General features: G+C 67.4%; 21 protein-coding genes. 9 read left to right on the plus strand and 12 right to left on the minus strand.

Going from position 1 to position 23,942, the window contains the following annotated elements:
• Nucleotides 1-75 precede the first annotated feature (75 nt).
• Nucleotides 76-2,985 carry a PAS domain S-box protein gene (locus tag LQ772_RS11445; protein ID WP_231320948.1) on the minus strand — a complete coding sequence of 970 codons (2,910 nt, stop codon included), beginning with the start codon at nucleotides 2,983-2,985 and terminating at the stop codon, nucleotides 76-78.
• 340 nt (nucleotides 2,986-3,325) lie between these two features.
• Nucleotides 3,326-3,988 (minus strand): glutathione S-transferase family protein, encoded by a 663-nt coding sequence (locus LQ772_RS11450; protein WP_231320949.1) that lies wholly within the window; start codon nucleotides 3,986-3,988, stop codon nucleotides 3,326-3,328.
• A gap of 224 nt (nucleotides 3,989-4,212) precedes the next feature.
• On the opposite strand from LQ772_RS11450, the gene LQ772_RS11455 reads away from it, so the two are divergent.
• Nucleotides 4,213-4,968: a M90 family metallopeptidase gene (locus LQ772_RS11455; RefSeq protein WP_231320950.1), complete on the plus strand. Its 756-nt coding sequence runs from the start codon at nucleotides 4,213-4,215 to the stop codon at nucleotides 4,966-4,968.
• 66 nt (nucleotides 4,969-5,034) lie between these two features.
• Entirely contained in the window at nucleotides 5,035-6,075 is a 1,041-nt protein-coding gene (gene pyrC / locus LQ772_RS11460) for a dihydroorotase (protein ID WP_231320951.1), read from the plus strand.
• 90 nt (nucleotides 6,076-6,165) lie between these two features.
• Here the strand turns inward: pyrC and LQ772_RS11465 are convergent, their stop codons facing one another.
• Nucleotides 6,166-7,776 carry a S53 family peptidase gene (locus LQ772_RS11465; RefSeq protein WP_231320953.1) on the minus strand — a complete coding sequence of 537 codons (1,611 nt, stop codon included), beginning with the start codon at nucleotides 7,774-7,776 and terminating at the stop codon, nucleotides 6,166-6,168.
• 370 nt (nucleotides 7,777-8,146) lie between these two features.
• On the opposite strand from LQ772_RS11465, the gene LQ772_RS11470 reads away from it, so the two are divergent.
• The gene (locus tag LQ772_RS11470; protein ID WP_231320955.1) at nucleotides 8,147-8,869 is read left to right on the plus strand and encodes an rRNA pseudouridine synthase; all 723 of its coding nucleotides are present in this window, start codon (nucleotides 8,147-8,149) and stop codon (nucleotides 8,867-8,869) included.
• Between the two features lie 10 nt (nucleotides 8,870-8,879).
• Here the strand turns inward: LQ772_RS11470 and LQ772_RS11475 are convergent, their stop codons facing one another.
• The 4 genes from LQ772_RS11475 to LQ772_RS11490 all read right to left on the minus strand — a co-directional run bounded on the left by LQ772_RS11475 (nucleotide 8,880) and on the right by LQ772_RS11490 (nucleotide 11,945).
• Nucleotides 8,880-9,350: a YehS family protein gene (locus LQ772_RS11475; protein ID WP_231320956.1), complete on the minus strand. Its 471-nt coding sequence runs from the start codon at nucleotides 9,348-9,350 to the stop codon at nucleotides 8,880-8,882.
• A 64-nt stretch (nucleotides 9,351-9,414) separates the two neighbouring features.
• Complete coding sequence (locus tag LQ772_RS11480) at nucleotides 9,415-10,308, minus strand: DUF5996 family protein (protein WP_231320958.1); 894 nt, start codon at nucleotides 10,306-10,308, stop codon at nucleotides 9,415-9,417.
• A gap of 160 nt (nucleotides 10,309-10,468) precedes the next feature.
• Nucleotides 10,469-10,909: a barstar family protein gene (locus tag LQ772_RS11485; RefSeq protein ID WP_231320959.1), complete on the minus strand. Its 441-nt coding sequence runs from the start codon at nucleotides 10,907-10,909 to the stop codon at nucleotides 10,469-10,471.
• A gap of 142 nt (nucleotides 10,910-11,051) precedes the next feature.
• The gene (locus LQ772_RS11490) at nucleotides 11,052-11,945 is read right to left on the minus strand and encodes a LysR substrate-binding domain-containing protein (protein ID WP_231320960.1); all 894 of its coding nucleotides are present in this window, start codon (nucleotides 11,943-11,945) and stop codon (nucleotides 11,052-11,054) included.
• A gap of 117 nt (nucleotides 11,946-12,062) precedes the next feature.
• On the opposite strand from LQ772_RS11490, the gene LQ772_RS11495 reads away from it, so the two are divergent.
• The 3 genes from LQ772_RS11495 to LQ772_RS11505 are packed head-to-tail and all read left to right on the plus strand — an operon-like array spanning nucleotide 12,063 to nucleotide 14,028.
• Entirely contained in the window at nucleotides 12,063-12,581 is a 519-nt protein-coding gene (locus LQ772_RS11495; protein ID WP_231320961.1) for a lipocalin-like domain-containing protein, read from the plus strand.
• 18 nt (nucleotides 12,582-12,599) lie between these two features.
• Nucleotides 12,600-13,076: a 5-carboxymethyl-2-hydroxymuconate Delta-isomerase gene (locus tag LQ772_RS11500; RefSeq protein ID WP_231320962.1), complete on the plus strand. Its 477-nt coding sequence runs from the start codon at nucleotides 12,600-12,602 to the stop codon at nucleotides 13,074-13,076.
• A gap of 46 nt (nucleotides 13,077-13,122) precedes the next feature.
• The gene (locus tag LQ772_RS11505) at nucleotides 13,123-14,028 is read left to right on the plus strand and encodes a sulfotransferase family protein (RefSeq protein WP_231320963.1); all 906 of its coding nucleotides are present in this window, start codon (nucleotides 13,123-13,125) and stop codon (nucleotides 14,026-14,028) included.
• Between the two features lie 134 nt (nucleotides 14,029-14,162).
• Here the strand turns inward: LQ772_RS11505 and LQ772_RS11510 are convergent, their stop codons facing one another.
• Nucleotides 14,163-14,924 (minus strand): hypothetical protein, encoded by a 762-nt coding sequence (locus tag LQ772_RS11510; protein ID WP_231320964.1) that lies wholly within the window; start codon nucleotides 14,922-14,924, stop codon nucleotides 14,163-14,165.
• 151 nt (nucleotides 14,925-15,075) lie between these two features.
• Here LQ772_RS11510 and LQ772_RS11515 point away from each other — a divergent pair, with 151 nt between their 5' ends.
• On the plus strand, nucleotides 15,076-15,486 hold the full coding sequence (locus LQ772_RS11515; protein WP_231320965.1) for an ExbD/TolR family protein: 411 nt from the start codon (nucleotides 15,076-15,078) through the stop codon (nucleotides 15,484-15,486).
• Between the two features lie 278 nt (nucleotides 15,487-15,764).
• Here the strand turns inward: LQ772_RS11515 and LQ772_RS11520 are convergent, their stop codons facing one another.
• Complete coding sequence (locus LQ772_RS11520; RefSeq protein WP_231320966.1) at nucleotides 15,765-16,271, minus strand: hypothetical protein; 507 nt, start codon at nucleotides 16,269-16,271, stop codon at nucleotides 15,765-15,767.
• 373 nt (nucleotides 16,272-16,644) lie between these two features.
• Between LQ772_RS11520 and LQ772_RS11525 the strand changes: the two genes are divergently transcribed.
• Nucleotides 16,645-18,336, plus strand: a complete 1,692-nt coding sequence (locus LQ772_RS11525; RefSeq protein WP_231320967.1) for a TPR end-of-group domain-containing protein — start codon at nucleotides 16,645-16,647, stop codon at nucleotides 18,334-18,336.
• A gap of 69 nt (nucleotides 18,337-18,405) precedes the next feature.
• Here the strand turns inward: LQ772_RS11525 and LQ772_RS11530 are convergent, their stop codons facing one another.
• A complete protein-coding gene (locus LQ772_RS11530) occupies nucleotides 18,406-19,005 on the minus strand; it encodes a hypothetical protein (RefSeq protein ID WP_231320968.1) in 600 nt (199 codons plus the stop codon).
• A 603-nt stretch (nucleotides 19,006-19,608) separates the two neighbouring features.
• Between LQ772_RS11530 and LQ772_RS11535 the strand changes: the two genes are divergently transcribed.
• Nucleotides 19,609-20,475, plus strand: coding sequence for an endonuclease/exonuclease/phosphatase family protein (locus LQ772_RS11535; RefSeq protein ID WP_231320969.1), 867 nt, complete (start codon nucleotides 19,609-19,611; stop codon nucleotides 20,473-20,475).
• Nucleotides 20,476-20,542: 67 nt separating this feature from the next.
• Here LQ772_RS11535 and LQ772_RS11540 read toward each other — a convergent pair whose 3' ends face one another.
• Nucleotides 20,543-21,211 (minus strand): hypothetical protein, encoded by a 669-nt coding sequence (locus tag LQ772_RS11540; protein WP_231320970.1) that lies wholly within the window; start codon nucleotides 21,209-21,211, stop codon nucleotides 20,543-20,545.
• Nucleotides 21,212-21,460: 249 nt separating this feature from the next.
• A complete protein-coding gene (gene bglX / locus LQ772_RS11545; protein ID WP_231320971.1) occupies nucleotides 21,461-23,842 on the minus strand; it encodes a beta-glucosidase BglX in 2,382 nt (793 codons plus the stop codon).
• Between the last annotated feature and the right edge of the window lie 100 nt (nucleotides 23,843-23,942).

A 23,942-nucleotide genomic window follows, 5' to 3' on the forward strand; every position in this document is an offset into this window, starting at 1 on the left:
CTCGGGAGCCTGGGATTATCGCGTGATCGGCGGCGTCGGTCGGCGCCCCGCCGCACGGCCACGCCAGCCCTGCAGTCACTCGCCTCCATCCAGCATCGCCCTCACCTTCCGCGCCAGCTCGTCGATGGTGAAGGGCTTGCCGAGAAGTTCGACATCCGGATCGAGCACGCCCTGGTGGACGACCGCGTCGCGGGTATAGCCGGTGGTGAACAGGATCGGCAGCTCCGGCCGGCGATGGTGCACTTCGTCGGCGAGTTTGCGGCCGTTGATCTCGGGCATGACGATGTCGGTGAACAACAGAGCCACATCCGGGTGCCGGTCGAGCAACCGCAACGCGGCCGGCGCACCGTCGGCCTGCAGCACCCGGTAGCCGAGCTCTTCCAGCGCATCGACGCTGAACTGGCGCACCGACGGCTCGTCCTCGACCACCAGGATCAGTTCCTGCAGCCCGCCGGGCGCGGTGGCCGGGTCGCTGTCGGCGACCCAGCCGGCGGCAGGTTCTTCGCGCAGCCGCGGCAGGTAGATCCTGACCGTGGTGCCCTGGCCCGGCTCCGAGTAGAGCTTCACGTGGCCGCCGGATTGCCGCACGAACCCGTACACCTGGCTCAGCCCCAGGCCCGTGCCCTTGCCGACCTCCTTGGTCGTGAAGAATGGATCGAAGGCGCGCGCCAGCACGTCGGGCGGCATGCCGCTGCCGTTGTCGGTGACGGCGATCAGGACGTAATCGCCCGCACGGATGCCGTTGGCGGCGGCATAGTGTTTGTCCAGCTGCACATTGCCCGTCTCGATGGTGAGGCAGCCGCCATCGGGCATGGCATCACGCGCATTGACCGCCAGGTTGAGCAGCACGTTCTCCAGCTGGTTGGCATCCACCCGGATGGGCCACAGCCCGTCGGCCAGCGTCGTGTGCAGGCGGATGCCCGCGCCGATCGAATGGCGCAGCAGCTCCGACATCTCGCCCACCAGCCGGTTGGGATCGATCGGCTGCGGATTCAGCGCCTGCTGGCGGGAGAACGCCAGCAGCCGCTTGGTCAGCAGGGCGGCGCGGCCGGCCGCGTCGGTCGCGCTCTCGATCTGCCGGACCGCGCGGGGGTTGTCGCCCACGCGCCGCTTGAGCAGGTCGAGCGAGCCCATCACCACCGCCAGCATGTTGTTGAAGTCGTGCGCGATGCCGCCCGTGAGCTGGCCGACCGCTTCCATTTTCTGGCTCTGGCGCAGGGCCTCCTCCGCCGCGGCAAGCGCCTGGGCCTGTTCCTTCTGCTGCGTGACGTCGCGCCCGCTGGCGTAGAGCACGCCCTGGTCGGCGGACTTGACCCAGGACAGCCAGCGATAGCTGCCGTCCTTGTGCAGGCAGCGGATCTCCTCCGGAGGGAAACGGTCGAGCGCGGCCATCGACATCGCTTCCAGGTGGATGGCCACGTCATCGGGGTGCACGAAGGCCTCGGCGCTGCGCCCGATCAGCTCGTCAGGCCGATAGCCCAGGATGTCGGAGGCCTCGTTCGCCGCGAGGATGATGCCGGTGGCGTCCATGACCAGTTGCAGGTCGCGCGACATGGCCCAGGCGCGGTCACGCTCGCGGGTGCGTGCCTCGACGCGGGCTTCGAGCGTTTCGTTCAAGTCGCGCAGGCGCTCCTGCGCGATCCGGCGCTCCTCCACCTCGCGCTGGGCGGTGGCCAGCAGCCGTGCGTTGTCGATGGCGATCGCGGCGTGCGCGGCCACGCCGACCATCAGGCGCTCGTGCCGTGCCTTGAAGCGCGCCGGCTCCGGATGAACGAACACCAGGGCGCCCAGCGGCTCGCCGCATCGCGACGTTACCGGGACGGCGAGCACGCTGCGTATCGGCGCAGGCGTGGCCGACATGGCCTCGTGCGCGATGCGTGGATCGACGGTGACGTCGTCCGAGCGAAAGAGCCGGCGGTGCGCGATCACCGGACCGAACAACTCCGCCACACGCGTCTTGGCCGGACTGCCGAACGCGTCGCGATCGATGCCGGCCAGTGCACACAGCCTCGTGCCGCCAGCCGCTTCGTCCAATGTTTCGGAAAGAAACGCGCCCATGCTTGCCCGGGTCAGTTCGACGCCAGCCTCCGTGGCCAGCTGCACGACCTGGGGAAGGTCCAGTTCGGCGGCCATCTCGGCGGCGGTGCGATTGAGGATCTCGAGTGTGCGCGTGCGCCGGCGCAGCGCGCGGTCGGCCCGCTTGCGCTCGGTGACGTCGACCATCGCGCCGATCATGCGGATGGCGCGTCCCTGGGCGTCGCGCGCCACGGTGCCGCGGTCGCACACCTTTGCGTAGGTACCGTCGGCACGGCGGAAACGATACTCGTCGGTCCAATGGATACCGCCGCCCGCATGTACCACCTCGCGCAGGCCTGCATCGATGCGCCCGCGATCGTCCGGGTGGATCTGCGAAATGAACCAGGCGTAGGAGGTCTCCGTGTAGCGATGGCCGTAGGCCTCGAACAGCCGCTCGTTCCAGGCCGTGCGATCGGTCCGGGGATTCCAGTCCCAGATCGCATCCTCCGTGGCCTCGGTGGCGAGCCGGTAGCGTTGCTCGGCATCGCTCAGCGCGCGCTCGGCCTGCACCCGCGCGGTGTCGTCGTGGAAGGTGAGCACCGCGCCGGTCATCACGCCCTCGGCGTCGAAAAGCGGTTGCGCGGCGCCGCCGGCGATGCGCTGGGTGCCGTCCTCGCGCTGGATGCTCCAGCGCGCGTGGGGAACCGTCTCCCCGCGCACCGCACGCGCCAGCGGCAGGTCGACGGCCGGATAGGGCTGGCCATCCTCGGTAAGGAGATGAAAGACGCGGCTGTAGTCGACCGGCAGCACGCCCAGTTGCGACACGCCGAGGAAGCGCCCGGCCGCTTCGTTGATGAAGGTGATCCGCCCCTCGCGGTCGGTGAGTATCACGCCTTCGCGCAGCTGGCCGAGCACCGTGGCTTGTTCGCCGGGCAGCAGGCCGCGCATGGATGGCGTGAGGCTTCTCATGGGCAGGACACCCTTCCGCGCCGCGGGGCATGCGGGCGGGCATCCATCCCGCATGGCGCGGCACCAATTTCCTTACGCCGATGGGCGTGACGGGCGCAGAAAGGGAACGTCGCCGGTCGCGCCATGCGCGGCGGTGGCTGCCACGCCCGGGGCTACGGGCGGAACGGGCTCTTCTTCACGGTACAGGCCCCGGGCGACTGTTCACGTTTGCCGGGGCCTGGCCGCGGAAGCATCCTCCAGGACGGCGTGCGCGCACTGCTCTCCGGTGCCGATTGCACCGCCTGCTGGATCGCCGCCACCTTGTACTTGCCCGCCGGCCGTTTCGGTGTGGGGATGGGGCTCAAGCCCCTCCATTCACCTTCTCAGCCCGGGCCGCCACCGCCGCCTGGGCCGCGTAGGCCCGCTGGTATGCCGGGCGCGCTTCGCCGCGGGCGACGTAGGCGGCCAGACTGGGGAACTCGGCCAGCATGCCCGAGGGTTTGAGCCTGAGCAGTACCGACACCATCATCAGGTCGCCCGCGCTGAACGCGCTATCGAGCCAGTCGGCATCGCCCAGGCGGGCGGAAAGCTGGCGCAGCCGGGTGCGTATGCGCTCGGCGACCAGAGGCAGGCGTTCCTGGGTCCATGGCTTGTCGCCCTCCACGAACTTGGCGATGACCAGTTCGAGGATCGGTGCCTCGACCGTGTTGAGCGCGGCGAACATCCAGGTGATCGCACGCGCCCGGGCGTCCGCATCCTCTGGCAACAGGCCCGCATGGCGCTCGGCGATATGGAAGACGATCGCGCCGCTCTCGAACAGGCGGAGGTCGCCCTCCTCGTAGGTGGGAATCTGGCCGAACGGGTGGATCGCCAGATGCGCGGGTTCCTTCATTGCCTGGAACGAAACAAGGCGGACGTCGTAAGGCTGGCCCACCTCTTCCAGCGCCCAGCGCACGCGCGTATCGCGCGCCAGCCCCTTGCCGCCATCGGGCGAGCGTTCGAAGGCGGTGATGGTGATGGTCATCGTGAGGCTCCTCGCTGGTGATGGTCTGTGTGCCGCGCCGCCAAGGTCAACGGCGACTCCCTGCCGTTGGCATCCTGGCAGTCCCTCGCCCTTGGCGGCTCATTCCCACGACGATCCAGTCCCCGACGAATCGACATGGCCCCGGGACTTCTTTCCGGGAAGCGCTTGAGAAAGCGCCCATCGCCCTGATTGCCTGGAGACGCAAAGACCCATTTCGAAGGGCCATGTTCGCCAAAATCAGAAACTGGCGCGAGCGACGCATCGTCGCCCGCCGCCCCATCGCCGAACCGCTTTGGCAGGACGCGCTGCGCCGATGCGCGCCGGCTCGCCGCCTGGGCGCTTCCGACCAGGCCACGCTGCGCGTGCTGGCCACCTTGTTCCTGGAACGCAAATCGCTCGAGCCAACCCAGGGGCTGGAACTCGACGATGCCGACCGGGTGCTGCTCGCGGCCCACGCGTGCATACCGATCCTGAAACTGGGCCTGGACTGGTACGACGGCTGGCACAGCGTCATCGTCTATCCGGACGCATTCATTCCGCGGCGCACGCACACCGATGCGGCAGGCGTGGTCCACCAGACCCGCACCGTGATGGCAGGCGAGGCCTGGGGCCGCGGCCCGGTGATCCTCTCGTGGGCGGACGTGCTCGATGCCGGGGGCAAACCCGGGCACAACGTGGTCATCCACGAAATGGCCCACAAGCTGGACATGCTCAACGGGGACGCCAACGGCTTTCCACCCCTGCACCGGCGCATGGACCGGCGGAGGTGGACACGCGTCTTCTCCGAAGCATGGGATCGCCTGCGCGATGACCATCGCAACGGCCTGCCCCTGCCGATCGACCCGTACGGACTGGAAAACCCGGCCGAGTTCTTCGCGGTGGCCAGCGAGCAGTTTTTCGAGGAGCCGGCCAACCTGCGCGTCCAACTGCCCGAGGTGTATCGACAGCTCGAGCAATTCTACCGGCAGCATCCGTACTAGTCCGGTCGAGCCGCGGCGTTCGTCCGGTCGCGCTCCCCGTAACGTCAATCCCGCTAAACTTTGCCGATGAGCACGACCGACCTCACGCTGACCCGCCCCGACGACTGGCACCTGCACCTGCGCGACGGCGCCATGCTGGCCGCGGTGCTGCCGCATACGGCGCGCCGCTTCGCCCGGGCCATCGTCATGCCCAATCTCAAGCCGCCGGTCTCCACGGTGGCGCTGGCGCGCGCCTACCGCGAGCGCATCCTGGCCGCGCTGCCGGCCGGTGCGGATTTCGAGCCGTTGATGACGCTGTACCTGACCGAGGCCACCACACCCCACGACATCGCCGAGGCCAGCGCCAGCGGCTTCGTCCACGCGGTCAAGTATTACCCCGCCGGCGCGACCACCAACGCGGCCAGCGGCGTCACCGACCTGCGTCGCTGTTACGCCGTGTTCGAGGCGATGCAGAAGCACAACCTGCCCTTGCTGATGCACGGCGAGGTCACCGACCCGGACGTCGACGTGTTCGACCGCGAGCCGGTGTTCGTGGAGCGCCACCTGACCACGTTGCTGCGCGATTTCCCCGCGCTGCGGATGGTACTCGAGCACATCACCACCAGCGAGGCGGCCCGCTTCGTGCGCGACGCTCCGGCCCATGTCGGCGCGACCATCACGCCTCAGCACCTGCTGATGAACCGCAACGCGATCTTTGCCGGCGGCCTGCGCCCGCACAGCTACTGCCTGCCGGTGCTCAAGCGCGAAAGCCATCGCCGCACGCTGGTCGAAGTGGCCACCAGTGGCGATCCGAGCTTCTTCCTGGGTACCGACAGCGCGCCGCACCCGCGCCACGCCAAGGAAAGCAGTTGTGGCTGCGCGGGCATCTATTCCGCGCACGCCGCCATCGAGCTGTATGCCGAGGCCTTCGAAGCCGCCGGCGCGCTGGACAAGCTCGAAGCCTTCGCCAGCTTCCACGGCGCCGACTTCTACGGCCTGCCGCGCAATACCTCCACGATCACTCTTCGCAAAGAGCCGTGGGTCGTACCGGAGGAACTGGATTTCGGCGGAACACCCGGCGTACCCATGCGCGCGGGCGAAACCATCGGCTGGCGGATGGAAGGGTAGAGAGCGGGATCACCGCCGAACTCTCGCGGTGCGGGGCGCACGCCTTGCGCTAACTCGCCCGGTGGCGGAAGCCACCGGGCGAGCTTCGTCTTACAGGCTCGCGTTGAGATTGCTCACGATGATGCTGCCGAAGCCGCTGGCGTAATCCCAGCCGGTCGTGGCCGTCTCGCCACCGTTACTGCCCGAGGTGACGTCGTGGTACACGCTCGACGGCACCTGGTACAGGTGCGGGCCGGCGAAGCCGAGCGACGAATGACCGGCCAGCATGCGCGCCCAGGTGGCGGCAAACAGCGGAGCCGACAGGCTCGTGCCACCGTACTGGGCGTTGCTGCCGTTGACGATGATGATCGAGCCGGAGTTCGGATCGGCGTCGAACGCCACGTCGGCGACGTCGCGCGTCGTGCCGCCACCCTGGGTCTGCCAGCTCGGCTTGGGCTCGACCGTGCTCGGGCTGCCGCCGGCCTTGCTCCACAGCGTCTCGCTCGCCCAGCTGTTGTTGCTGCCGGTACCAAGCGTGGTGCCGCTGACCGCCACGACGTAGGGGGAGCTGGCCGGATAGCTCGGCGTGGTGCCGCGCGGGCTGCTTCCGCACTCGTTCGAGCCGGCATCGCCGGTGGACACCGAGAAGGTCTGCCCCTGCGCCACCGCGACCGCGAAGATCTGGTCGTCGGCCGCCATCGTGCCGTCCTGGTAGGTGTAGGTCTCGCACTCGCCCAGGGACACGTTGATGACGCGCGCCTGGTTGTCGCTGACCGCCTGGTTGTAGGCGGTGGTGAGCGCGCTGTTGCTGAGCGACGTGGCGGTATAGAAGATCAGCTTGCCCACGCCGCCGGACATGCCCACGATGTCCTGGCTGTCCAGGTCCCACTCGGCCGTGCCGCTGGTGTCGGTACCGGCCGCGCCGGCCACCACTACCTGCGTGTTGACCGCCGGCAACCCGTTCTTGCTGGTGAAGCTGGCGAGGTCCTTCAGCGGCTGGGTCATGTCGCCGTCGCTGATGATGCCCACCGTCACGGTCGACGCGGTCGGCGTGCCGCCGGCGTTGTAGATGCTCGGAAAGGTGGTCGGGTTGTGGCCGGTGATGGTGCCCGCGCCACCGCCGCCGCCCGGCTTGCCGGCCGTGCGGATCATGGTGTGCGCGTGCGAGACCGTCTGCAGGCCGAGCACCGACAGCACCGTGCCGGAAAGCGCGGCCGGCACCTTGGCGTCGTCGATGTTCGCGTAGGCCGCATGGCCCTGGCTGTCACGCGCGTGGACCAGGCGCGCGCCGAAGGCCGTCCGTGCGCCGGCAGCCGTGCCGTCGGCCGACACCATCAGCCGGTTCGGTGCGACGGTGATGTTGGTGAAACCGGACTTGGCCAGGTAATCGACCACAGCCCGCACCTGCGAAGCGCTGGGCGAGAAGTTGGCGGTGACGTCCTGCGGCAGCAGCCTGGCGCCGAACATCGCGCTGTGAGGGTTGTGCGCGTCGGCGATGAAGGCGTCGAGAACCGGGCGGTTCTGCAGCTTGAGCGCGACCGAGATATGGATGGGCATGCCTGGCTCGGCCAGGTCTTTCGCCGAGGCCGTCGCCGCGAGCGCTTGAGCATGCGTCGCGGTGGCAACCCAGGCGGTACCAGCGGGCGCGGCCATGGCCGGCACCGCAGCCACACCCAGCGCCGCCCCCAAGGCCAGGCACAGCATTGAAATCTTCGTCTGCATGAAACATCTCTCCCGTAGGAATCATGATGACCGTGTGCGTCACGGCTCCCCGCCGCCGTCCACGAGTGGCATTCGATGCAGAGGCATTTGCCGTCAACTGCGACCGCGCGCCACCGGTCGACGCTAGCACGGGAAAAGGCGAATTTCGGGTGAAGAATCGAATCGCAAGTTCTTGAAATATCGCAAGATATTTCGTTTCCGCGGATTGGGGATCGATTCTGGGATTCCTCCCCGACCGTGCACGCCGGACGCAGTCGACGCGGCGAATCGACGACTGCGCGTGATCGCACCTCACCCGACGGCGCTCGCGTTCCACAAGAGTGCGCATGCTGGCGGATACACTGGCCATCCCGATTTCCGGCACTGATCCATGTCCGATCCGGTTCGACTGGCGAAATACGTCGCCGACCTGGTCCGGTGCTCACGCACCGAGGCCGAGCAGTACATCAAGAACGGCTGGGTGACCGTCGGCGGGCGCGTGGTGGAGGATCCGGCGTACCCGGTCTCGACCGAAGCCGTCGCGCTCGACCCGGCTGCGCAACTGGAAGCCGTCGAGCCGGCCACGATCCTCCTGCACAAGCCGGTCGGCTACGACGCGATCAAGGGCCGCAAGGCCGCGGCGGGGCTGGTGCAACCGCAAACACGCTGGCCGGACGATCCCTCGGGCGTGCGCTTGCTCGAGCGTCATTTCCATCGCCTGACGCCGCTGGTGCCGCTGGAAACCGAAGCCAGCGGCCTGATGGTGCTGACCCAGGACGGCCGCGTGTGGCGCCGGCTGACCGAAGACCGGGACGAGATCGAGCAGGAATTCGTGGTCGAGGTCGGCGGCCGGATCGCGCCCTATGGCCTGCACAAGCTCAACCACGGCTTGCACTATCGCGGCCGTCCGCTGCGGCCGTGCAAGGTCAGCTGGCAGAACGAGATCCGCCTGCGCTTCGCGCTCAAGGGCGTGCAGGAGGGGCAACTGCGCGACATGTGCGCGCAGGTCGGCCTGGACGTGGTGGCGATCCGGCGCATCCGCATCGGCAAGGTGCCGCTGGCGAAGATGCCCGTCGGCATGTGGCGCTACCTGCCCGTCGGCGAGCGCTTCTGACGAAGGCGGCCTAGGCCCCGCGCACGCGCAGCGTCAGTCCCTTGAGGAAATTGCGCAGCAACTGGTCGCCGCACGGACGGTAGTTCTTGTGTCCGTGCTGGCGGAACAGCGCCGAGAGCTCCGGCCTGGAGACGGGGAATCCCGCGTCCTCGAAAACCTGGTGCATGTCCACGTCCTTGAGCTCGAAGGCCACCCGCAGCTTCTTCAACACCACGTTGTTGCTGACGCGCTTCTCCACTGGCCGCGACGGCAAGCTCTCGTCCCTGCCACGGCGATGCACGATCAGCCCATCGAGGAAATGCGCCAGCACGGCATCGCGGCAGGCCAGGTAGCCGGGCTCGTCTTCCTTCAGCAGGAAGGCGCGCACGTCGTCCTTCTCCAGGGCGAATGCCGGGTCGGCCAGATGGGCGATCTCGACCACCTTGTTGTCGCTGAGGTCGAGCATGTAGCGGATGCTGCGCAGGACGTCGTTGTTGATCATCGATTGACTGCAGGTTCGTGGCGGGCCGCCCAGTTTACCGGTGGCGGATGCATGATCTGGCCAGTCATTGCCGCTCCAGCTCCGCCAGGTCCCAATGCCCGAGCGTCGCGGCCCGGCGCCACGTGCTTTGCAGGAACGCTCGCAGAGCGGCTTCGGGCGAAGATGCTTTGCGCACCGCTTCATACGGCAGGATGAACTCGCTGAGCGACGGATGGAAATACGCCTCGCGCGGCTCCACCCGCGCCTTGGCCAATCCATCCGGTGGCGGCACCGCGTAGGCGTAGAAGGCCGGCTCCAGCAACGGCGCACTGCCGGGCCAGAAGCCGTGGCTGATCACCTCGTGCGAATACGCGTCGCGCTCGAACGCCGGACCCTCGCGCGATGGCGCCCGGCGACCGGAGAACCGCGTCACCGCCAGATCGAAGCTGCCCCAGAAGAAATTCACCGGGCTGCTCTTGCCCACGTAACTGCAACGCCAGCGCGCGAACTCGCGCTCGACCAGCACCAGGATCCGCCAGAACCGATGCGCCCATGCGGGCTCGTAGCTGCAATGGCGGGTGTCCTCGTCCAAGCGCACGGGCGTGGGCATCTCCACCGAGACCGGCCAGATCCGAACCGCCAAACCCATCTCCCGCAGCGCGGCCATCAGTGCGTGATGGAAGTCGGCGACGCTGCGCGGCTCAAGCGGCAGGCGGCGGGTTTGCCCATCGGTGCAGTCGATCACCAGCGCGTGGTCGATGAAGTCGAATGCCAGCGTGAAGCTCCGCGCCTCGTACGGCAGCAGCCGGGTGGACATGCCGCGCGCCGTGACGTGGAACGCGATGCCCCAGCAGTGGTTGAGCGGCGGCGCCAGCGCCAGCGCGACCTTGCCCACCACCTGCGACCACAGGTGCAACGTGGCATAGGTCTCCCGCCACGCGTCGTAAGGGAGCTCGGGCCAGGCCTCGTCGATTTGCATGCGATACCTCCTGCAAGCTCGCCGTGGTGCCCGAAACCGCCACGGCAAAGTGGGACGGCAACGGCTCCCATGGAAGCGCCCTGCGCCGGGCTTTCGACCGGCTCTCGCGGAACGGATCCCTCGGGCTCGACCCGAAAAGGCTCCGATCCGTCCATCCGGCTCAGGCGTCTATCGCGGCATCCAGCGTCTCGCTGTCCGGGAACACCATGAAAACGAAAAACGGCACGCCGCGGGCGTACCAGTCCTTGGCCACGCCGGCCAGGTGGTCGCGAAGTGCCGCGTAGACGTCGGGCGCCTCGGCGCGCAGGACGTCGGCATGATCGAGCACCAGCACGCAGCCCGGCGCCGACAGCCAGCCCGGATCGCGCAGGCTGGCCGTGACTTCGGACCAGTCATCCCCGGGTAGCGCCAGCTCGAACGCCTGGGCCAGGCACCGCATCGCGCGCTGGTGGCTCGTGCACTCGCGCAGATCGATGCGACTGAGGCGCAGGCCGGCGCGGGCAGCGTCATCGGCCAATGTCATCGGGTCGTCGGGCACGACGCGATAAATGCCGTCGCGTCCGGCATCGTGCAGGTCGATCTGCAGAACTTTGCTGGTCATCGGCAGAACGTGAGAGGCAAGGATCAACGCCTCTTACGCCCAGGGGCGTGTGGGCAACGAAAAAGCCCACAGCGAAGCGAAAGGCCCCGATAACCCCCTCGAGGGCGACCATGCATGGAGCGCGGCAGAGCCCGGCATCCGGTCACTTCCCGCGGGGTCCCGATCGACCCAGATGCGTTCGCGCCTGCTCCACCACCACCTGGCGCAGCCGTGTCAGCGCCGCAGAAGAAGGGCCGGAGGCGGCATGCAGGCACAGATCCACACCCGGCAGCGACGGCAGGCCGTGGCGCTCGTCCAGCCGCATCAACGCGGGCGGGAGGTCGGTGCCCGTGCGTACGGTGAGGCCCAGCCCCGCGGCGACGCCCGCCCACAGGCTTTGCAGACTCGCGGTGACGAATGCGGGCCGCCAGGCGATGCCTGCCCGATCCAGTGCTGCCGTACCCGCCTGTCGGAAGAAACACGGCGGCTGGTAAAGCGCCAGATCCAGCACCGCGCCGGGCCGCACGACCTCGCCCTTTCCTGCCGGGCCGATCCAGGTCATCGGCAACGTGGCCAGGCGCTGGGCGTCCGCCCGCCCGCCCTGGTTCATGGCAAGCACCAGATCGAGCTCGCCGCGATCTAACCGTTCGAGCAGCAGCCGGTTCGGCTCGACCAGGACATCCACCCGCACCGCTGGATAGGCTTTCCTGAATTGCCCCAACGCCGCCGGCAACCAGGACTCGGCGAAGTCGCCCGGCAGGCCGAAGCGCACCACGCCGTCGACCGCCGCACCGCGCACCGCGTGGACCGCTTCATCGTTCAGTTCCAGGATGCGGCGCGCGTAGGCGTGTACCCGGTCGCCCGCCTCGGTCAACACCACGCGGCGGCCCTGCTTGCGGAACAGCGGCTCGCCCAGCTGCAGCTCCAGCTTGCGCATCTGCTGGCTGACCGCCGAAGGCGAGCGCCCGATGCGTTCCGCGGCACGGGCCAGGCCGCCCGTGTGCAGGATCGCCACCAGGCTGCGCAACGCGTCCATGTCGAGATTGGGGAGCGACATAAGTAAGCAATTCGAAAGTTTTGTCCTCGAATTATTCGATTTTTCCGTATGCAGGCAAGCCGTACGATCGGCGAGGCCCCATCCACGACCTCCCCCGATTCGAACGAGGAAAACCCCATGAGCCTGCATCGCACCTTCTTCCGCCTCGCTGTCGTCGCCTGTCTGCTGCCGGGCCTGGCCTGGTCATCCGGCGCCGGTGCGACCGACACCGGCGATGTTTCGCTGGCCGGAACCTGGACGCTGGTGGCGGCCGACGTACTGCATCCGGACGGCTCGCGTTCGCACGACTACGGGGACGCGCCGAAGGGCCTGCTGCTGATCGACCGCACCGGCCACTACTCGCTGCAGCTCTACCGCGCCGACCGCCCGCGTTTCGCCAATCCGAGCAAGGCCAAGGCCACTGCGCAGGAATACCGGGCGGCGGTCATGGGCGCGAGCACCCACTACGGCACGGTCGCGGTCGAGCCGGATCGGCACCAGTTGGTGTTCCATATCGAAGGCGCCTCCTTCCCCAACTGGGAGGGGCAGGAGCAACGCCGCGCCTTCGAGTTGCACGGCGACACGCTCAGCTACCGTGTGCCGCCGCGTCCGGACGGCGACGTGCCCGTATCGGTCTGGCGGCGCATCGGCCACTGAGCCGGATGCAGCGACCCCGTGGCACAAGCCCGCGGGCGCGAACCGAGCTACCGCTTGCGGCGTGGGTGGATGCCGCCTGCCGAGTTGTTTTGCGGCCTCGATCGAGTGGCCCGAGGTAAGCCGCCTTTTTCCAAAACCAGGCCGGAAGACATGCCGCACTTCATCGTCGATTGTTCGCAGGAAATACTGCGACAGCACAGCGAGGAAGCCATCCTCGCGCGCCTGCATCGCGCCGTGAATTCGACGGGATTGTTCGAGGAATCCGATATCAAGGTGCGGATCCATCCCTTCCGGATCCACGCCGCCGGCGGCGCAAGGGAAGACTTCATCCACGTGTTTTCGTACATCATGCAGGGACGAACCGTCGAGCAGCGCGCCGATCTCTCGAAAAGGGTGGTCGGCGAACTGGCCGGCATGTTTCCGGCCGTCCACCGGATCGCCATGAACGTGATGGAATTCGAGAAGGCGACCTATTTCAATCGGGACATGTTGTAGACACGAAAAGCCGGACCACGCACGCCTGCCCAGGTTTTTCTTCGCCATGATCATCCATCCCGGTTTCATCAAAACGGGCACGACATCGCTGCAGGACTTCCTGCTCTTCGTCCATCCCCGGATTCATGCGTTCGGCCATCCCCACGGGTCGGATGTGGATGTCCGTGTTTCCCGGGCCCTTCGACGGATCGAGGGCTTCGACGATGACCCGCAGGAACTGCGCGAAGCGCTGGCAGCGGCGCTCGACGCCCGCCCCGACGGTCGGGTGCCTGTCCTCTCCGACGAGACGCTCACCGCCGATCCGCACCTGACCGCCAGCGTCGCCCGACGCCTGCATGATCACTTCCCGCAGGCACGGATCCTCTTCACCATCCGCCGCCAGGAGGACATGATCCGGTCCTTCTACGGTCGTCACGGCCGGGTACTCGTCAACGTCCCGGTTCCCTACCGCGACAGGCACGTACGCTTTGCCGCCTGGCTGGAACACGCCTGGCGGAACCGCCCCGCAGGCGTGCTCGGCGTCGCGGATTACCAGCGGACCATCGACATCTATCGCGCACTGTTCGGCGCCGAACGCATATCGGTACTGCTGCTGGAACAGTGGATGGCCGACCCCCGGGCTTTCGCCGACCGTCTGTCGACCCTCCTGGGCATCGACGCCCCGACCACCTTGCACTTGCTGGGCCACCGGCGCACGCACGGGCAGGAGACCTCGCGCTACGTCCTTTACGACCGCCTGCGCAAACGCTTCCCCATTGCAGGCCGCATGGCGGCGCTCCTGCCGCGCGGGGTGCGGACCCTCGGCAGTGGGTTCCTGACGCAGGGCGGCACGCAACGCGCCGAATTCCCCCCCGGATGGCCGGAAAAGCTGGGCGATCTCTACCGGGAGGGCAACCGGAAACTGGCCGAGCAATACGCCCTGCCCTTGCGCGATTTCGGGTACGCGGTTTGAGATCCCTAGCGCGGCGGGTTCCCGCGACGGAAAGCCGCCTCCGCACCCGCCGTGCCTGACATGAGCGGGCGCTACATGCTCGCGGTCATGCCCCGCTGCATCGGGCGCTACCCGTTGCGTGGGGCGATGGCCGGTCAGCCACCCTTCGCACGCAGGCCGTGGATGTATTCCAGCTCAGCCAGCGACTTGGGTTCGCCCGGGACCAGCTTCAGGCATTTTCGATAAGCCTCGGTCGCATCATCGAGCCGGCCCAGCTCTACCAGGGCGAAGCCTTGCCCGCGCAAGGCCGCGCACTTCAGCGGGGAGGCCTGCTCGGGGGCGGCGCTGATCTCCGCGTCGGCTTCCGCTTCCTGATCCAGAGCCAGCATCTTCTGCCAGTCGCGGCTTTCCTGATAGGTGTAGGCCAGTTCGATCTTGAACTGGCTGTCCATCGGAGACAGCGCGAGCGCCTTTTCGAGATCGGCGCGCGCTTCAGCGTAACGTGCCATTTCCGTCATGGCATACCCGCGTGCCCAATAGGCAAGCGCCCATGCCGGGCCTATCACGCTCACGGACACCCCGGGATCCGCGTCCGCCATCTTGTCGCCCAAGGCGGCGTAGGCAAGCGCATCGACCATTCCGCGGGCGCAGAACACCTTGGCCGGGCTGTCCTTGTAGAGCGCCTCGTATTTTCGGATGACCTCCGCCAGCGGGCCGTCGACGGCCTGCTGGATATGGCCAGCCTGGATCATCGCCAGCGCATCGTCCACCTTCTGCCGGTCGGCATCGGCAGCCGGTTTTCCGGCATCGTCCACAGCCAGCGTGATGGTCCTGGTCGGCTTGGCGCCTGGGTGCCCCGCGCAACCGGTGAGAGCGAGGAGCGAGGCCATCACCACGCTGAAGAGAGAACGCTTCACTGGAGATTCCTCCCTGAAAAACCGGTCCGGCGATCATGCGCGCGCACGGGCCCTTGCGGGAAGTCCCCGTCGGTGCGGCATAGTCGGGCCGCCGGCATCCCCCACTGGCCGGCACCAGGGCTCAACCACATCGAAAACGTCAGGAGGAAGTATGGCTTTCTCTGCGAGGATCGAGTCGTCCCCCTTCGCCGGCATCAACGTCACCCCGCTCGTCGACGTGTTGCTGGTGTTGCTCATCATTTTCATGATCACGGCGCCGGTCGTTGTGCACAGGAACCGCGTTGACCTGCCCGTGTCGGGTCACGCATCCAGCGACAGGCCCGAACCGTTGCGGGTCACCGTGGACCCGGGCGGCATGGTGTTCTTCAACGGCACGCTGGTGAGCGATGGCGCGCTCGCTACGCAGTTGGACATTGCCGCAAGCCACGGCCTGGATGACCCGGCCAGCATTCCCCGTGTCGAGCTCCACGCCCGGGATGAAGCCTCATACGACGATGTGGCGCGGGTGCTGGCGCTGGTGAAGGCGCACGGCATCACCGGCATCGATTTCGCATCGGACTGATTGCCGCGAAGCATCCAACGTGGCGGCGAGCGCCTCGCGGATGAGGCGCTCGCTTTGCGTCCCGCGCTCGAGAACAGTGCAAAGCACAGCGCACGCCCTCCCGCCGGTCGAGGCATCAGCCAACAGAGGCTCCTGCCCGACGAGGCTTCATGACCGGCCGGGGCAGCGCTCGATGGGGTGGTCGAGTCTGCCCCGGTCTCTCGGGCGGGCCGGCAAGTGGGGGATCAGCAGGCCCGCACGATCAGTGCATCCGGCACCTTTTCATGCACATCCCCTGCCTAGTCGCGCAGGTTCACCACGGCGACTTGCGGGTATACCGCCTGGGTCGACGCTACGCGCTGGCCCTCGTTGTCGGCCTTCATCAACTGAGGCGCCAGGGTGCAGCGCGCGGCGCCCGAGGGCATCGTCCGCTTGCAATAGACGTTGACGATGGCAACCGTGGTCTGGTCGGCGTCCATCAACAGGATGCGTTTCGCCACGCCAGGGCGCAAAGAGTTGTCGATGGCCACGGCAACATGCGTCACCGGGGTGCCGCTCTTGCGCACGGACTCCGACTGATCGGCCGCCTGCTGTGCCTGTACGTACTGCTTGTGCGTATTGCCGACGAGGGCGTGCAGGGTGTAGCCCGTATGCAGGTTGGCCACATAGGTTTCGTACTGGCCGGGGACCGCCGTGACTGTGACATCGCGCAAGTTGGTGGGCTGCGTCTGGTCCTGGGCCGCGCTGGCGCCGCCGGCGAAGGCAAGACCGAACGCAAGTGTGGTGGCATTGATCAGGTGTTTCATGGAAGCCTCCAGACGGACGCGGATGTCCGTGAAATGATTCTGGGCTGGGGGCTACGCCGCTTGCTTGAGGAACTTCGGAGGAATCCACGGGGATTCCATGAGGATTTCCAGCGGCGATCCGCGCCGATCGCGAAGGGTCTGCGACCGCTACCCCTCCGGCCGAACGTGATCCGGCCTTTTGCCCGCGACCGACGCCATGCGGCACTCAGGATGCATGACTGACGACCTACTCCGGGCCTGCGCCGCATTGGCATCGCACGCCAACGCGCGCTTGAGCCAAGCGGAATGGCGACGCTGGGCTCGCTTTTCGCCACCGCCCAACTCGCCGGCGAACTCTATCGATCTTTAACCACCCCTGTGATATTGCGGCCGCGTGGCCAGTGACTCGAACAGTCCGCGGGTCGACTACGCGTTCGGCGATATCCGCGTCGAGCCGGCGGCCCACCGCGTGTTGCGCGATGGCCACGAACTCGAACTGGAGCCGAAGGCCTACTCCGTGTTGCTGCAGTTCGTGACCCATCCGGGCGAACTGATCCAGCACGACGACCTGCTGGAACACGTGTGGGGGCACAAGTGCGTCACGCCGGCATCGTTGAGCCGGGTCATCTCGCAGTTGCGCCAGAAGCTCGGCGACGAAGCGGCGGAGCCGCGCTACATCCAGACCGTGCATGGGCTTGGCTATCGCCTGATCGCCGGCGTCACAGCCAGGAACCCAACGGATGCCAACCGGGCCAGCGGCGCCGTGCCCCGTCCACTGCGCCATGCGGACGGCGACCACGACCGCCGCAGCATCGCCGTGTTGCCGTTCGTCAACATGAGCGGCGACGTGGAAAACGAGTACTTCAGCGACGGCATCGCCGAGGAAATCCTCAGCCTGCTGACCAAGCTGCCGCAACTGAAAGTTTCCTCGCGAACCTCCTCGTTCTTCTTCAAGGGCAAGGAGATCGACCTCCCGACGATCGCGGCCAAGCTGGACGTCAGCACCGTGCTCGAAGGCAGCGTGCGCCGGGCGGGCAACAGGGTGCGGCTCACCGCGCAGCTGATCGACGTGGCGTCGGACTCGACGCTGTGGGCCGAGACGTACGACCGCGAACTGCGCGACGTGTTCGCCATCCAGGACGACATCGCCCAGAGCATCGTCGATGCCCTGAAGGTCACCCTGTCGCCGAAGGAGCGCCGCGCGATCCAGTACGTCGCCACCGCCGACGTGCAGGCCTATGACGACTATCTGCGCGGGCGGAAGTATTTCTATGCATGGAACCGGCGCGATTCGCTGCGCGCCATCGACATGTACGAGCGCGCCATCGCGCGGGACCCGAAGTACGCCGCGGCCTGGGCCGGCCTGTCCGATGCGTACGTGATGCGGCATCGCTTCCTGGATGCGAATCCCGCGCACGTGGCGCAGGCCATGGAAGCCAGCGAGCGGGCCCTGCAGATGGACCCGGACTCGGCCGAGGCGCATGCCTCGCGCGGCCTGGCGCTGTACGTCAGCAAGCGGTTCAAGCAGGCCGAGCAGGAATTCGAGACGGCCATGATGCTCAACCCGAACCTGCTGGAAGCCTATTTCCTGTACGGCATGATCTGCAGTTCGCTGGGCCATTTCCAGAAAGCCGCCTGGCTGTACCTGCGCGCGGCCGAAGTCAGTCCCGCCGACTACCTGCCGCTGGTCTACCTCAGCCAGGCGTACAGCGAGATGGGCCGCAAGGAGGACGAACGCAAATCCCGTCATCGCGCGATCGAGTTGATCGAACGCGCGTTGAGCGTGAACCCCGACGACGCCCGGGCCCGCTACATGGGGGCCGCGAATTTCGCGGCGATGGGCGACAAGGCCAAGGCGATCGAGTGGGCCAACCTGGCACTGCGATCGAGCGAAGACGAGCCGATGGTGTTCTACAACGCCGCGTGCACGTTCGCGGTGCTGGAGGAACACGACCGGGCCATCGACCTCCTCGAACGCGCGGTGAAACTCGGCTGGGGCGACCGCGCCTGGATGGCGAACGACAGCGACCTCGCCTCGCTGCGCAACAAGCCCCGCTTCCAGGCGCTGCTGACCAGCCTGAACTGAGGCACGCGGCGGGCCTGCTCCCGGGAACCCGCTTTTGTCAGCCGGGCATGGCCGTCCAGGCGCGCTCGATCAGGCCTTGTTGCGCACGGCGGCAACCTTGGCCATGAGCTGGTTGATGGCGTTGATCGCCGTCGGCTTGCCGCCCAACGCATGAGCCCGCGTGAAGTCGAAATCCACGAACCCGTTGCTGGTTTGAACGCGGATCCGGCAGTCCCTGGCCGCCGTCATCCGCTCCAGCACGGAGTACGGGATGACGACCTCGTTCATGCCGTACAGCCGGTTGGAGCCTGCCGACCCGCCTCCGGACGCAGCACGACTGGTCGGTTCGCCCGCCGAATACTGGGAGATGTCGCCATCGATGTTGATGAAGAATGCGCGTGTGTCGCTGAAAACCAGCGTGCCTGCAGTACCCGGGGCCCAACCCACGACAAGCGCAACGCTTTCTGGTGCCGCGCTCGACCACCGGGCTCCGAGCTCCAGCGGCTCGGTCCATGTGCCATCCACGTTGGCAAGCGCGTTGGGCGAGGCCTCGATGAGGGTCGCGTTGTCGAAACCGGACGTTCTTTCCGTGACCACGCCTCGGCCCGTCAACTGGTCCAGCGTGGTACAGCCGGACATGGCCAGCGCAAAGGCAACCACGAACAAGCGCTTTTTGTTGATACCGATCATGTGTAACTCCCTTTTGATGATCCATGGCGAGCCTGACGTTCTGGCGACGACGCCAGGTGCGATCCGAAGGCTCAAGAGAAGGACCCGTGTTGCGCACACGCGCCGGAGCGCAACCGCGCCTGCCCCACGCGTGCTGCAACCAACGCTGCCGTCCCCTCATTACGGGACACGCGCGGCTCCTCGCCGCCGCGCCAGGCACGCGGTCCACCAGCGAGTGGAACGCCGAGGCCGAGCCATCTCCGACAGGATCACCCGACGCCGCGACCACCACGATCAGCGCAGGACGCGCCCAACCGTCATCCGAGCAAGCCTTCTGCTGTCAGACAATGCGCCCGACGCCTTGGGTGAGATCCGATCCATCACCGGCGGACACCGGCGATGACCCGGCAACCACATGTCGAAGCCATGACCGCGGCACCATGCGGGAGTGGTCGGGTGCATGGTCGAACGGGATACTGGAACGCGGGCGTGGCCAGCGCGATGACGTGTCCGGCGCACGATGACGCGCGCCACTGCGTTTCGCACCGCGTGAACCCGCCTCGAGTGAGGCTGCCTCCAGTTCTGAAGTTCAGCGCGTCACCCCTTCCCCACAGGAGTTGCTCCATGCGTCTGCTATCACGCGTTTTCCTGATTTCCGGGCTCGCGCTCGCCTCCAGCATGGCCAGCGCCACCGCGCTGCCGGGCACGCACGACCTTCGCGTGATGACCTTCAACGTGCGCTACGGCACGGCCGACGACGGCATCAACGCCTGGCCCAAGCGTCGTGACCTGATGGTCCGGGTCATCCGCAAGGAACACCCGGACATCATGGGCACGCAGGAACTGCTCTCGCCCCAGGGCGACTACCTGCAGCAACACCTGGCGGGCTACACCTGGTTCGGCATGGGCCGCAACGGCAACGAGATCGACGAGAACGGCAACGAGCACATGGGCGTGTTCTACGACAGGACGCGCCTGCAGGTGCTCGAGTCCGGCAACTTCTGGCTGTCGGAGACCCCGGACAAGCCCGGAAGCATCGGAGCCGGCCTGTTGATGCCCCGCATGGTCACCTGGGCGAAATTCCACGACCGGCGCAGCGGCAAGGATTTCTACTACTACGACACGCATTTTCCCTACCGCGACGGCGAGGAGGCCGAAGCGACCCGCGAGCGTTGCGCCGAGCAGATCCGGCAGCGCCTGGCGCGACTGCCTGACTCGGTTCCCGTCATCCTGACCGGTGACTTCAACACGACGCCGGACAGCAGGACGCACGCTTCCCTGACTGAAGTCCTGCACGATGCGCGTACGTCGTCGCCACGAAACGATGGCCCGGAGGGCAGCTTCCACGACTTCACCGGCCATGCGACCAAGCGCATCGACTGGATCCTCTACCGCGGCCTGGAAGCCGACGACGTGCGTACGATCACCACGCACGAGGGCAAGGTCTACCCTTCGGACCACTTCCCGGTGGTGGCGGACTTCAGCTGGTAGGAGCCCGCAGGAGCGTTGGCTCCCGGGCCGAACGTGTACCTGTCGCGCCAAGCGCAACGGGCGCCTGTCAGGAAATGGCTTCCATGTTCGAGCTCAGCACGTGCCAGCCCCGCGCGTCATGCCGCAACACCGCGGTATGCCACGAGGCGCACAGGTCGCCACACCAGAAGCCGTACTGGACGTCGTAGTCGCCATCCGGGCGGCGCATCGGCAGGCCCACGTTCATCCGCATCCTCTGCTGCATCGGCGCCTTGCCGGAGGGCCACGCGCTTCCGGGGAACAACCGCAGGCCGGTGTCGACCAGTTGCCTGATGGCATCGGCGGAGAGGTCGCGCTGGAGCCCGCTGTCCGGCCAGCTCATGGACACGTAGAGCGGCATGCGGTTGGCGCGCACGTAGCCGTCCTTCGCCGTGGCCTGGTAGCGCACCAGCGCGACCATCATGCCCTGCAGGTCCGGAGCGGGATGAAGCACCGCGTCCTGCTGCGCCGCGCGCCGGACGCGGGCTTCCCCGAGGTGAGCCGCCACACTGCCTTGCGCGACACACTGCCTCACCGCCGGATCGCGCGCGCACACGGCGCCGGTCGCCTCGTCCAACGTGACCTCGAGCGAGGCCGGCGCCTTGGAGATGTCGCGGTCGAGCCGGAAGTGCCATACGCCGCGGCTTGGATCGAACTCGATGCCGCTGATCGTGGCGTCGTCTATCTCGGGCCGAAGCGCCGCCAGAGAGGCCTGCATGGCATCCATCCCGTCCAGCAGCGGCCTGGCCGGGGCACCCTGTGCGATCGCGACGCCGCTCGCGGGGATAAGGGCGAAAGATATCCATCCGAGGTACCGACCTGCCATCCGCATCGCCACGCCCCCGCCTGGTGGGTCCGGAAACGGTAGCCCGATCGCCGATGATCCGGCAATCGGACCATGCCTGCGTTCACCGGGAAAACGAACGATGCCGGGACAGGCGAGCATCGCGTTCCGCCGGGCCCGAGGTCATGGACGCACGTCGAAGTCGGCCTGCGCCGCCGCCTGCGAGCTGCCGCCGACCCACACCGTGTAGTGCGTGGGTTCCACCACCTGACGGCTGTGCACGTCGTAGAACGACAGTTCGGGGAAGCCGAGCTCGAAGCGCACCTGCCGCGATTCGCCCGGCTTCAGCGTCACGCGCTGGAAGCCCTTCAGGCCGCGCACCGGCTGCTCGACGCTGGCGCCGAGGTTGCGCACGTACAGCTGCGCGACTTCCGTGCCTTCGCGCTTGCCGGTGTTGGTCAGCGTGGCCGTGACTGTGACCAGCGATTTCGCGCCTGGCCGATTGGCCTCGGCCAGCGGCAGCGTGGCTCGCAAAACGTGCACGCCGGAGTACGCGAAGCTCGTGTAACCCAGGCCAAACCCGAACGGGAACAACGCGTCGTTCGGCACGTCGATGTAGCGCGAGACGAAGCGCGTTTCGCCGCCACTGGGCGGCTTGCTCAAGTCGGCGTCGCCGGCGGGCCGGCCGGTAGGGAACTGTGCGTAGTACAACGGCTCCTGCCCGACCGCGCGCGGGAAGCTCATCGGCAGCTTGCCGCTGGGCGCGACGTCGCCGAACAACACGTTGGCCAGCGCGTTGCCGGCCTCGGTACCGGGGAACCACACGGCCATGATCGCCGGCACGTGCCTGGCCGCCCAGTCCAGCACCAGCGGGCGACCGGAGAACACCAGCAGCACCACCGGCTTGCCCGTCGCCGCGATCTTCTCCAGCAGTTGCTGCTGGTTGCCCGGCAGGTCGAGGTGCGCGCGCGAGCCGGCCTCGCCGCTCATTTCCGACGACTCGCCCAATGCCATGACCACCACGTCGGCCTGGCGCGCGGCCTGCAGCGCGGCATCGAAGCCCGCCGTCGCGTCGCCCAGGACGTCCGTGCCGTGCGCGAACAATACGTGGCCGCCACGCTGCTGCATGCGCCGCTCCAGTGCCTGGCGCAGCGTCACCACGTCGGACGCCTGCGTTGCGCCGCCCCACGCGCCCTGCATCTCGTTGGAGGCATCGGCAAGCGGGCCGATCAGCGCCACCGACTTCACTTCGTTGCCCAGCGGCAGCACCGCCTTGCCGCCGACCGGCGCGTTGCGCAACAGCACGAACGACTCCTCGGCGGCACGGCGCACCAGCGGACGATGTGCAGGCACCGCGTGCGTCACCTCGGTGCCCTGCGCGTAGGGATGCTCGAACAAGCCCAGCGCGAACTTGACCCGCAGCACGCGCCGCACGGCCTCGTCCACGGTGGCCATCGAAAGCTTGTGCTCGGCCAGCAGCTTGGGGATCTGCGTGTCGTAGAAGTGGGACATCATGTCCACTTCCACGCCCGCCTCCAGCGCCTTCTTCGTCGCGGTGGCGGCGTCGAGCGCGATGCCGTGGTGGGTCAGTTCCATCACCGCGGTGTAGTCGCTGACCACGAAACCGTTGAAGCCCCATTCCTTGCGCAGGATCTCGTCCATCACGTAGGGGTTGGCGGTGGCCGGCACGCCGTTGAGCGCGTTGAACGAACTCATCATCGTCGCCGCGCCCGCCTCGACCGCGGCCTTGTACGGCGGCAGGTAGACCTGGCGCAGGCGGATGTCGGACATGTCGGTGGTGTTGTACTCGCGCCCCGCCTCGGCCGCGCCGTAGGCGGCGAAGTGCTTGACCGAGGCGGCGACGCTGTCCGGCCGGGACAGGTCGCTGCCTTGGTAGCCGCGCACGTAGGCACGCGCCATCGCCGAGCCCAGATACGGGTCCTCGCCCGCGCCTTCGGTCGAGCGGCCCCAGCGCGCGTCGCGCGAGATGTCGACCATCGGCGAGTAGAACCATTTCACGCCGGCGGTGGTGGCTTCGGTCGCCGCCATGTGCGAAAGGTCCCCGACCAGCGCCGTATCCCACGATGCCGCCAGGCCCAGCGGCACCGGATAGATGGTGCGATAACCGTGGATCACGTCCGCGCCGAAAAGGATCGGGATGTGCAGGCGGCTGTGCATCGCCGCCTCCTGGAAGGCGCGCGTCTTCTCGGCGCCGATCACGTTGAGCATCGAGCCGAGCCGGCCTTGTCTGGCCAGCGCCATGGCGTCGACCTCGGTCTTGGTCTCCGGGTTGGCGGCGAGCTCCTTGTCGCCGGTGGTGGGGGTCGGCGCGCTGAAGCCCTGATCGTTGTACTGGACGAGCTGGCCGATCTTTTCTTCCAGCGTCATCTGGTCGAGTAGCGCCTCGACACGCCGTTCGATCCCGGGCGAGGCCAGTTGCGCGTTCGAAGGCGCCGTGGCGTGCGGCAGAGCGCCGGCGACCTGCGCTTGGACGACTGTGCACGCGAACGTGCTTGCAAGCAGCAACACGGAGGGACGCAAACGGAAGATCGATGATCGGTTCATGGCAGCACGAGATGCGAGCGGCAGCGCCCGCTTGAGCGTGAAGACGTTTACACGACCGGGTGTGAAAAGATCAGATGTTCCCGATCCGGCCGAGGCCGCA

This window comes from Frateuria edaphi, from assembly GCF_021117405.1.
GTDB classification, from domain to species: Bacteria; Pseudomonadota; Gammaproteobacteria; order Xanthomonadales; family Rhodanobacteraceae; genus Frateuria_A; species Frateuria_A edaphi.